Consider the following 10,174-nt stretch of genomic DNA (forward strand, 5'->3'; position numbering starts at 1 on the left):
CCCTGGCCACGCCGACGGCAAAGCGGCTGCACAGTGGCGACCTGACAGGCATCGACGGCCACCGCGCCGACCGGCTGCGCCGCGGCAAGCAGGAGATCGAAGGCCGGCTCGACCTGCACGGCATGCGGCAGATCGAGGCGCATGACGCGCTGATCGGCTTCATCGCCTCGGCCCAGCGGGCGGGCAAGAAGACGCTGCTGGTGATCACCGGCAAGGGCAGCTTTTCCAACGGCGAAAGCGTGCTGCGCTCCAATGTCCCGGTCTGGCTGAACGAACCGCCGCTGCGCAGCAAGATCGTCGCCATCACCCCGGCCCACCCGCGCGATGGCGGCTCCGGCGCGCTCTACGTCATCCTGAAGCGCCGGCGCGAGGAGTAGCGGCTGGCCGGCCGAACTCGGCCAGGATCCAGCCCCGCACCGCCGCCACCGCCTCGTTCTCAGCGCCCGGAAGGCGCACCAGGTGGAAGCCCATGCCTGATATGACGGGGCCGAAGGGCTGCACCAGCGTGCCATTCGCCAGCTCCTCCGCCACCAGGGTCAGGCTCAGCAGGCCGACGCCATGCCCGGCCGCCACCGCCTGGATGGCGTGGCTCTCGTCGCTGCAATGCAGGGCGGCGGCGGAGGTCTCCGGCAGCCCCGCGGCGGCGAACCAGCGCGGCCAGGACGGCTTGTCCGGGTGCGGCACCTGCCATTCGAAATGGATCAGGTGCTGGCCGGCCAGCTGCTCCGGCGCGGTCAGCCCCAGCGACGGATGCGCCACCGGCGCCATCCGGTCGGTGCCCAGCGCCTCCGACCGCAGCCCGGGATAGGCGCCGCCGCCATAGCGGATCGCCAGGTCGGCGCTGCCGGCGGCCAGGTCCACCGGCTTGTCCGCCGCCAGCAGGCGCAGGGTGATGTCCGGCCGGCGCTGCTGGAACGCCGCCACCCGCGGCACCAGCAGCCGGGCGGTGAAGGCACGGGTGGCGGTCAGGGTCACGGCCAGCGGCCGGGCCTGGGCCGACAGCCCGTCGATGCTGCGGGCGAAGGCGTCGAAGCCATCACGCAGCACCGGGTACAGGCGCTGCGCCGCCTCGGTCATCACCACCTGCCGGGTCCGCCGCTCGAACAGCCGCAGGCCCATCGTCTCCTCCAGCAGCCGGATCTGGTGGCTGACGGCCGTCGGCGTCACCAGCAGCTCCGCCGCCGCGCGCTTGAAGCTGAGATGGCGGGCCGCGGCCTCGAAGGCGCGCAGGGCGGCGAGCGGGGGCAGGCGACGCAAGGTCTCTCCGACAGCTGAATTCACCTCAGCCATAAGATGAGGGATTCGCCTTTGTCGGCAAGCCGGAAAGCGCACATCTCCTGGGCCGGAGACATCCCGGAGATCATGCCATGACCACGATCCTGCACATCGATTCCAGCGCCCGCACCGGCCGGTCGCACAGCCGGCGCCTGTCCGCCCGCTTCGTCGCGGCCTGGCTGGCCCGCCGGCCGCACGACAACGTGATCCGCCGCGATGTCGGCATCGACCCGCCACCGCCGGTGACCGAGGCCTGGATCGCCGCCGCCTTCACCAGGCCGGAGCGTCGGACGGATGAGATGCGCGCCACGCTGGCGACCAGCGACGCACTGGTGGAGGAGCTGGAGCGCGCCGACCTGATCGTCGCCGGGGTGCCGATGTACAATTTCGGCCTGCCGGCGCAGATGAAGGCCTGGGTCGACAACATCGTCCGGGTCGGCCGCACCTTCGGCTTCGACCGCAGCCGCGCCGGCGAACCCTACTGGCCGATGCTGTCGGGCAAGCGGCTGGTCACGCTCGGCGCCCGCGGCGACTGGGGCTACGGCCCCGGTGAGCGGCTGGAGGGCATGAACCATGTCGAGCCGCATCTGCGCACGGTGTTCCGCTACATCGGCATCACCGACGCCACCGGCATCGCCGCCGAATACGACGAGTTCGCCGATGAGCGGATCGAGCGGTCGCTGCAGGCGGCGGAGGTCGAGATCGACCGGCTGGTGGCGCGGATGACGGAAGAGGCTGCGGCCGCGTAGCGCCCGACGCGAGAGTTTCACGCCGCCGTCATCCGGCCGTCATCGCCCGTCCGCACTCTCCCGCCGCTTTCGTTCGAGAAGGGGGATCCATGCGTTCGTTCCGTCGCGCCGCCGCTTCGCTGGCCGCGCTGGCCGCAGCTATCGTTGGTCTGGGCTTGTCCACCGCCGGGGTGCTGGCGGCCGATGCCACCGCACCGCAGGCCTATCCGGCCGTGCTGGCCGGCCATGCCGTGCTGCCGGCGATGACCTTCGCCGTGCCGCCGGCCGATGCGCCCGCCATGTTCGCCACCTCGGCCAAGTTTGCCGGCCCGACCCTGGCCCGGATCGACCGGCCGTTCAGCGTCATGGGCACCACCGGCTCCGGCAACGCCGTGCGCGAGACCGGGCTGACCTTTCCGTTCGTGGGCCAGGCGGTGCAGGGCTTCAGCGGCATCAAGCCGGTCGGCAACGGCGAATATGTCGTGCTGACCGACAACGGCTTCGGCTCGAAGGCCAATTCGCCGGATGCGATGCTGATGGTGCATCGGGTCAAGCCGGACTGGCAGACCGGCCGGGTCGCGGTGCTGAACACGCTGTTCCTGAGCGACCCGGACAGACGAGTGCCGTTCCGCATCGTCACCGAGGCGACGAAGGAGCGCTACCTGACCGGCGCCGATTTCGATATCGAATCGATCCAGCCGGTCGGCGACCATTTCTGGTTCGGTGACGAGCTGGGGCCGTTCCTGATCGAGACCGACGCCGCCGGCCATGTGCTGTCCGTGGTCGACACGGTGGCCGACGGCAAGCCGGTGCGGTCGCCCGACAACCCGTACATCACCATGCCCGGCGCCCCCGGCCCGGTGGCCTTCGAATCGCGCCGCAGCAAGGGCTTCGAGGGCATGGCCGCGTCCGAGGACGGCAAGACCCTGTACCCGCTGCTGGAAGGCGGCCTGTGGGACCCGGCCAAGGGCGCGCCGGAGGCCGATGCCCAGGGCCATGAATACCTGCGCGTGCTGGAATTCGACGTCGCGTCGAAGAAATTCACCGGCAAGTTCTGGAAGTACCGGCTCGAGGCCAACGGCAATTCGATCGGCGATTTCAACCTGATCGGCGGCACCCGCGGCCTGATCATCGAGCGCGACCAGGGCGAGGGCGATGCGGCCAAGGCCTGCCAGGGCGACCCGAAGCCGGATTGCTTCGCCACCCCGGCCAGGCTGAAGCGCGTCTTCATGGTCGACCTGGCCGACACCGATGCCGACGGCTTCCTGCGCAAGATCGGCTCGATCGACCTGCTGGCGATGCAGGACCCCGACCACAAGGCGCGCCAGGGCGGGCGTGACGGCGTGCTGAGCTTCCCCTTCGTCACCAACGAGAATGTGGCCCGGGTCGACGCCGACCACATCATCGTCGCCAACGACAACAACCTGCCCTTCTCCTCCGGCCGCGCCGTCGACCGGCAGGACGACAACGAGTTCGTCCTGCTGACCGTGCCGGAGCTGCTGAACGGGAAGTAGGACGCAGAGATTTGTGCGTGGCCTCGCCTCGCGGCGCGGGGAGAGGCCACGCAAATTGTGTCACCGCTCCCGATACGCGGTCACCGCCAGCCCCGTCGCCAGCAGGGCGGTGCCGGCGGCGAACAGGAACACGGCCTGGAAGCCGAAGCCGGCGGCCAAGGCGCCGCAGATCGGGGTGCCGGCCATGATGGCGACGTCGGCGCCGGCATCGTAGGTGCCGATGGCGGTGCCCAGATCGCCCTGGGGTATCCGGCGGATCGCCGGCAGCGCCAGCAGCGGATAGACCATCGACAGGCCGAAGCCGGTGACCGCGGCGCCGGCCATGCCGGCCCAGGGGCCCGGCATCCAGGCCAGCAGCAGCAGGCCGGCGGCCTCCACCGTCAGCGTGGCGATCACCGTGCCCGGCCCGTTTGCCCGGTCCGACCGGCCGCCGAACAGCAATCGTGCCGCCACGAAGCCGGCGCCGAACAGGGTCAGCGCCATACCGCCACCTGCCCAGCCCTTGGCGTCATAGGCCAGCACCAGGAACGAGCCGATGGCGGCGAAGCCGACCATGGCGAGGGCGAAGCCCGCACCCGAGGGCAGGATCAGCCTCAGGATGCGGCGGAACGGCAGCGTCCCGGGCTGCGGCGCCAGCCGCACCGCCGGCACACCGAGGGCGATGGCAAAGCCCAGCAGCGGCACAGCCAGCGCCGCCGCCGCCGCCGCGGCGAAGCCGAAGCCCTGCTGCAGCACGCTGCCCAGCGCCGTGCCGGCGGCGATGCCGCCGAACATGGCGATGCCGATCCACGACAGCGCCTTGCCCGCCTGGGCCATGCCCAGCATGCCGATCGGCCAGGCGCTGCCGGCGGTGAACAAGAGGCCTTCGCCCACGCCCATCGCCACCCGGCCCAGCACCAGGATGACGAGGGCGCCCCCGGCCCCCAGCCCCGGCAGCAGCGCCAGCAGGTAGGCGGCGCCGGACAGGGCACTGGCGACCAGGCCGATCAGCATCGCCGCCTTCGGCCCGTGCCGGTCGGTGGTGCGGCCGGCAAAGCGGCGGGTCAGCAGCGTCGCCGCCGATTCGACGCCCATCACCCAGCCGACCGTGACCATGTCGAAGCCCAGCGTGTGGTGCAGTTGTCGCGGCAGCACCGATAGCGGGATGCCCATGGTCATCAACCCCAGGAAGACGGTGGCGGTCATCGGCAGCAGCCGGCGCAGCCCGGACTCCGCGATTGCAGTCGTGGCGGTCATGTCAGGTCCCGATGGAGTGAAGGCGACGAGATGAACGTAGGTTTTGTCCGGGATTGACGAAACTGGGGCCAGATGGACACTCACTCCGGACATAACATCCGGAATTCGGTCATGGACAGTCTCACCGGCATCGCCGCCTTCGCCCGCGCCGCGGAAAAGGGCAGCTACGTCGCCGCCGGCCGGGTGCTCGGCATCTCCGCCTCAGCCGTGGCCAAGAGCGTGGCACGGCTGGAGGCGAAGCTAGGCGTACGCCTGCTGGAACGCACCACCCGCAGCGCCCGGCTGACGGAGGAGGGGGCGCTGTTTTACGAACGCTGCCGCCGCATCCTGGACGAGGTCGAGGATGCCGAGGCCAGCCTGGCGCAGGTGCGCGAGGCGCCGCGCGGCCGGCTGCGGGTCAGCGTGCCGCATTTCGTCGGCCGGGTGCTGCTGCTGCCGCGGCTGGGCGAATTCACCGGCCGCTATCCCGACATCGAGCTGGACTTCAACCTGGACGACCAGTTGGTCGACATCGTCGAGGACGGCATCGACATTGCGGTGCGCACCGGCGATCTCGGCGACACCAGGCTGATTGCCCGGCGGCTCGGGCCGCAGCATTTCGTGGTCTGCGGCAGCCCGGCCTATTTCCGGACCCACGGGACGCCGGCCCATCCGCGCGACCTGGCGCGGCACCGCTGCCTGCATTTCCGGTTCCCGTCCAGCGGCCGGCTGCAGCCCTGGTCGTTCCGGCCGGAATTTGCCGACACACCCCTGCCCGGCGGGCTGGTGTTCAACAATTCCGACGGCAAACTGCTGGCGGCGCTGGGCGGCCTCGGGGTCGGCCAGCTGCCGGTCTATGTCGCCCGCGACTATCTCGCCGACGGCAGGCTGCAGGCGGTGCTGGCCGATGCGATGGTCGAGCGCGGCAGCCTGTGGCTGGTCTGGCCGTCGAACCGCCACCTGTCGCCCAAGGTCCGGGTCTTTGTCGATTTCGTCGTGGAGTGTCTGAAGGCCGACACCGGGGCGACCGAACCGCCGCTGGCAACCCGCCGATTGCCGTGAACCCTGCATATCCGATCGACTGTCTTTGACAAGGGCGGGCACGCCGGGCGCCAGCAGCCAGGCAGGAAAAACTGAGAATCATAAAGTTCGAAATAATATTATATCGAATCTACATATTATGTTAATTGCCTTTATGTAAAATTCTATATAACGTCTCATTCAAGTGCTGCGGAGCACACCCGACAGTGCCGATCAGGCATTCGGGACAGGGCGGTTCGTTCATTCTCGAATGACCGGAGTATAATCCAAGTGTCAAATGTATCAGGCTCCAAATGGAGTGACGCGATTCATGTCCGCCACGACGGGATGCAGGTTCCCCATGGCTCCAACGATCTTCCCTGTGCCACCAATGGGGATGATCATCTCTATGGAAACTCTGGCAACGATATTATTGCCGCGGGCGGCGGCAACGATCTCCTCGATGGTGGTTCAGGCAATGACGTGCTGTACGGTCAAGCCGGGGACGACCGGCTGACCGGGGCGCAGGGCGCCGACTATCTCGATGGCGGCAGCGGCGTCGATACCGCCGACTATACCCAGTCATGCGGTGGGGTCACAGTCGATCTCCTCGCCGGAACGGGCCATGGCGGCGATGCCCAGGGGGATACCCTCTACAACATCGAGAATCTCACCGGCTCGGGGTCTGCCGATCGGCTGACCGGCGATGGCGGCGCCAACGCCCTTGCCGGGAACGCCGGTGACGACGTGCTCTACGCCAAGGGCGGCGATGACATGCTGGACGGCGGCGCCGGGAACGACAAGCTCGTTGGCGGCGAAGGGGCCGACCAGCTGGTCGGTGGCGCCGGCTCGGACTGGGCCTATTATCACGAGGCCACGTCCGGCGTGACGGCCAGCCTGGAGGCGGGCGTCGGCACCGGTGGCGAAGCCCTGGGCGACACCTTCAATAGCATCGAAAATCTCTGGGGCTCGGCCTTCGACGACCATCTGACGGGCGACAACGGCGCCAATTCGCTGGTCGGAAACGACGGCAATGACACCTTGGCTGGCGGGGGCGGCGACGACCGCCTGGATGGCGGCAACGGCATCGACGGCCTGGTCGGCGGCGGTGGCAGCGACGCCCTCTATGGCGGATACGGCACCGACAGCCTGGTTGGCGGCGACGGAAACGATCGCCTCGTCGGCGGGGCGGGTGCCGACACCCTTGATGGCGGGGCGGGCAGCGACACGGCCTATATCAGACCAGCGCCGCGGGTGTGACGGTCAACCTGGCGACGGGCACCGGCCATGGTGGCGATGCCGAAGGCGACCACTTCAGCAGCATCGAGAACCTGTACGGCTCCACGCATGATGATTCGCTGACCGGCGACGGTGGGGCCAACGTGCTGCTCGGCAACACCGGTGCGGACACGCTGACCGGCGGCGGCGGGGCCGATTTCTTCGTCTTCCGCGATGTGACCGACAGCACGGTCGGTGCGGCCGGGCGCGACACCATCACGGATTTTTCCCACGCGCAGGGCGACAGGATCGACCTGCGGCCGATTGACAGTGACGGCCATTCGCACAACGGAAACACGGCCTTCACCTTCAATGCCGGCGACTCCTTCTCCGGAACCGGGCATGAGGTGATCGTCGTCGCCGGTGGCGATGGCGTGAGCATCGTCCTTGGCGACATCAACGGCGACCGTGTCGCCGACTTCGCGATCGACGTTCACTCCGCCACGGCCCTGACCGGGGCCGACTTTCTGCTGTAACCGGCCGATCGTCCCGGGACGGGGTGCGGATGAATCCGCACCCCTCTCGCACGTTACAGGATGAACTTGCTCAGATCGGTGTTCCGGGTCAGGGCGCCGACCTTGTCGTGGACATAGGCGGCGTCGATCCGCACCGTCTCGCCCGAGCGGTCGGAGGCGGTGAAGCTGACCTCATCCAGCAGCCGCTCCAGCACCGTGTGCAGCCGCCGGGCGCCGATGTTCTCAACCGCGCGGTTGACCTCCGCCGCCAGATCGGCCAGGGCGTCGATCGCGTCGTCGGTGAACTCCAGCGTCACCTCTTCGGTGCCCAGCAGCGCCGTGTACTGCTTGACCAGGCTGTGCTCCGGCTCGGTCAGGATGCGGCGGAAATCGTCGCGGGTCAGGGCCTGCAGCTCGACCCGGATCGGCAGGCGGCCCTGCAGCTCCGGCAGCAGATCGGACGGCTTGGCCAGCTGGAACGCGCCGGAGGCGATGAACAGGATGTAGTCGGTGCGCACCGTGCCGTATTTGGTCGCCACCTGGGTGCCTTCGATCAGCGGCAGCAGGTCGCGCTGCACGCCCTCGCGGCTGACATCGGCGCCGCCGCGCTCCGACCGCGCCGTGATCTTGTCGATCTCATCCAGGAAGACGATGCCGTGCTGCTCGACCAGGTGGATCGCCGCGGCGGTCACCTTCTCCTGGTCCAGCAGCTTGTCCGATTCCTCGGCCAGCAGCACGACGTGGCTTTCCTGCACCGTCATGCGGCGTGGCTTGGTGCGGTTGCCGAAGGCCTTGCCCAGCATGTCGTTGATGTTGAGCATGCCCATCTGCGCGCCCGGCATGCCGGGGACGTCGAAGGTCGGCATGCCGGCGCCGGTGTCGGCGACCTGGATCTCGATCTCGCGGTCGTTCAGCTGGCCTTCGCGCAGCATCTTGCGGAACTTCTGCCGGGTCTCGGCCGAGGCGCTGTCGCCGACCAGCGCGTCGAGCACCCGGTCCTCGGCGCGGATCTCGGCCTTGGCCTCGACCTCCTTGCGCAGGCTTTCGCGGGTCATCTTGATCGCGATTTCCAGCAGGTCGCGGATGATTTGCTCGACATCGCGGCCGACATAGCCGACCTCGGTGAACTTGGTCGCCTCGACCTTCAGGAACGGGGCATTGGCCAGCTTCGCCAGCCGGCGCGCGATCTCGGTCTTGCCGACGCCGGTCGGCCCGATCATCAGGATGTTCTTCGGCAGCACCTCTTCGCGCAGCGCCTCGGGCAGCTGCTGGCGGCGCCAGCGGTTGCGCAGGGCAATGGCGACGGCGCGCTTGGCATCGTTCTGGCCGACGATGAAGCGGTCGAGTTCGGAGACGATCTCGCGCGGGCTGAAATTGGCGGTGTCGGTCATGACGGCGTGTCTTTCACGGAACAGCGGGATGCGGTGCGGGCCTTGGGGCGGAAGGCGGGCAGGGCCGCGATCACAGGCTCTCCAGCGTGACGTTGTGGTTGGTGTAGATGCAGATGTCGCCGGCGATCTTCATCGCCTTGCGCGCCACGGTTTCGGCATCCATCTCGGCATTCTCGAACAGGGCGCGGGCGGCGGCCAGGGCGAAGGGCCCGCCGGAGCCGATGCCGATCAGCCCGTCATCGGGCTCCAGCACGTCGCCGGTGCCGGTCAGGATCAGCGACACCCGGGCGTCGCACACCGCCATCATCGCCTCCAGCCGGCGCAGGTAGCGGTCGGTGCGCCAGTCCTTGGCCAGCTCGACGCAGGCGCGGGCCAGCTGGCCCGGATGCTTCTCCAGCTTGGCCTCCAGCCGCTCGAACAGGGCCATGGCGTCGGCCGTCGCCCCGGCGAAGCCGGCGATGACACTGCCGTCGCCCAGGCGCCGCACCTTGCGGGCGGTGCCCTTCATCACGGTGTTGCCGGCGGTGACCTGGCCGTCACCGGCGATGACGACGTGGTCGTTCTTGCGCACGGCGAGGATGGTGGTGCCGTGCCAGGCGGCACTCTCGGAAGACGACATGGGGAAAAATCCGGAAACGCTAGAGGTCATGGCGGGCCGTGCGGCCTGCCCGAGGGCTGAACGGGCCATCCGGCCCGCACCGCCTAGATTGGACTGTCCGGTGGAGGGATCAAGTCTCACGGACGGTCCCCCCTCCGGCGCCGGCATCGGCAGTTGCCACCGGCAACGGCCCTGGGGATAGTGGTGCGGGGCTCCGCACGGACCCGTGCCGGGCCAGTCACCGATGCCAGCCGCCAACGCCAGTCACCAACGGATGTGACCAAGTGCCATCAGTTCAAAGCCAGCCTGTCGCCACCAAGCTGACCCGCGCCGCCATCTTCATGGTCGCGACGATCAATGCCGGACGCGAGCACGACGATTCGGTGAAGACCCTGTGCGGCAAGCTGGCCGGCCTGGTGCGCGCGGTCGGCTTCCGCGATCTCGATGGCGGACTGTCCTGCGTCATGGGCTTCGGGTCCGACGCCTGGGACCGTCTGTTCGGGACGCCGAGGCCCAAGGACCTGCATCCCTTCCGCGAGATCAAGGGCGTGCATCACGCCGTCTCGACGCCGGGCGACATCCTGTTCCACATCCGCGCCGGGCGCATGGATTTGTGCTTCGCCCTGGCCACCCAGATCATGGCGCAGCTCGACGGCGCGGTCGCGGTGGTCGACGAGGTGCACGGCTTCAACTATTTCGA

The 10,174-nt window shown here is 68.8% G+C and carries 11 protein-coding genes; 7 read left to right on the top strand and 4 right to left on the bottom strand.

The window, feature by feature from the left end:
* On the top strand, positions 1-377 hold a 377-nt coding region (locus AC3XYG_RS00265), incomplete at its 5' end, for a Smr/MutS family protein (protein WP_489137809.1).
* Here AC3XYG_RS00265 and AC3XYG_RS00270 read toward each other — a convergent pair.
* Positions 349-1,257 (bottom strand): LysR substrate-binding domain-containing protein, encoded by a 909-nt coding sequence (locus AC3XYG_RS00270; protein WP_489137810.1) that lies wholly within the window; start codon positions 1,255-1,257, stop codon positions 349-351. The genes AC3XYG_RS00265 and AC3XYG_RS00270 overlap by 29 nt on opposite strands.
* 110 nt (positions 1,258-1,367) lie before the next feature.
* Here AC3XYG_RS00270 and AC3XYG_RS00275 point away from each other — a divergent pair, with 110 nt between their 5' ends.
* Positions 1,368-2,024, top strand: a complete 657-nt coding sequence (locus AC3XYG_RS00275; protein WP_489137811.1) for an FMN-dependent NADH-azoreductase — start codon at positions 1,368-1,370, stop codon at positions 2,022-2,024.
* A gap of 89 nt (positions 2,025-2,113) precedes the next feature.
* On the top strand, positions 2,114-3,517 hold the full coding sequence (locus AC3XYG_RS00280; protein ID WP_489137812.1) for an esterase-like activity of phytase family protein: 1,404 nt from the start codon (positions 2,114-2,116) through the stop codon (positions 3,515-3,517).
* 60 nt (positions 3,518-3,577) lie between these two features.
* Here the strand turns inward: AC3XYG_RS00280 and AC3XYG_RS00285 are convergent, their stop codons facing one another.
* Complete coding sequence (locus tag AC3XYG_RS00285) at positions 3,578-4,753, bottom strand: MFS transporter (protein ID WP_489137813.1); 1,176 nt, start codon at positions 4,751-4,753, stop codon at positions 3,578-3,580.
* A gap of 111 nt (positions 4,754-4,864) precedes the next feature.
* Here AC3XYG_RS00285 and AC3XYG_RS00290 point away from each other — a divergent pair, with 111 nt between their 5' ends.
* The 3 genes from AC3XYG_RS00290 to AC3XYG_RS00300 all read left to right on the top strand — a co-directional run bounded on the left by AC3XYG_RS00290 (position 4,865) and on the right by AC3XYG_RS00300 (position 7,506).
* The gene (locus AC3XYG_RS00290) at positions 4,865-5,794 is read left to right on the top strand and encodes a LysR family transcriptional regulator (protein WP_489137814.1); all 930 of its coding nucleotides are present in this window, start codon (positions 4,865-4,867) and stop codon (positions 5,792-5,794) included.
* A gap of 306 nt (positions 5,795-6,100) precedes the next feature.
* A complete protein-coding gene (locus tag AC3XYG_RS00295; protein ID WP_489137815.1) occupies positions 6,101-7,012 on the top strand; it encodes a calcium-binding protein in 912 nt (303 codons plus the stop codon).
* Positions 7,009-7,506, top strand: coding sequence for a type I secretion C-terminal target domain-containing protein (locus AC3XYG_RS00300; RefSeq protein WP_489137816.1), 498 nt, complete (start codon positions 7,009-7,011; stop codon positions 7,504-7,506). The genes AC3XYG_RS00295 and AC3XYG_RS00300 overlap by 4 nt, the downstream gene beginning before the upstream one ends.
* A 53-nt stretch (positions 7,507-7,559) precedes the next feature.
* On the opposite strand, the gene hslU is transcribed toward AC3XYG_RS00300, so the two are convergent.
* Both hslU and hslV read right to left on the bottom strand, forming a co-directional pair.
* Entirely contained in the window at positions 7,560-8,876 is a 1,317-nt protein-coding gene (gene hslU, locus AC3XYG_RS00305; protein WP_489137817.1) for an ATP-dependent protease ATPase subunit HslU, read from the bottom strand.
* A 70-nt stretch (positions 8,877-8,946) separates the two neighbouring features.
* A complete protein-coding gene (gene hslV / locus AC3XYG_RS00310; protein WP_489137818.1) occupies positions 8,947-9,495 on the bottom strand; it encodes an ATP-dependent protease subunit HslV in 549 nt (182 codons plus the stop codon).
* Between the two features lie 263 nt (positions 9,496-9,758).
* Between hslV and AC3XYG_RS00315 the strand changes: the two genes are divergently transcribed.
* A partial coding sequence (locus AC3XYG_RS00315; protein WP_489137819.1) for a Dyp-type peroxidase occupies positions 9,759-10,174 on the top strand: 416 nt, incomplete at its 3' end.

This window comes from Inquilinus sp., from assembly GCF_057815775.1.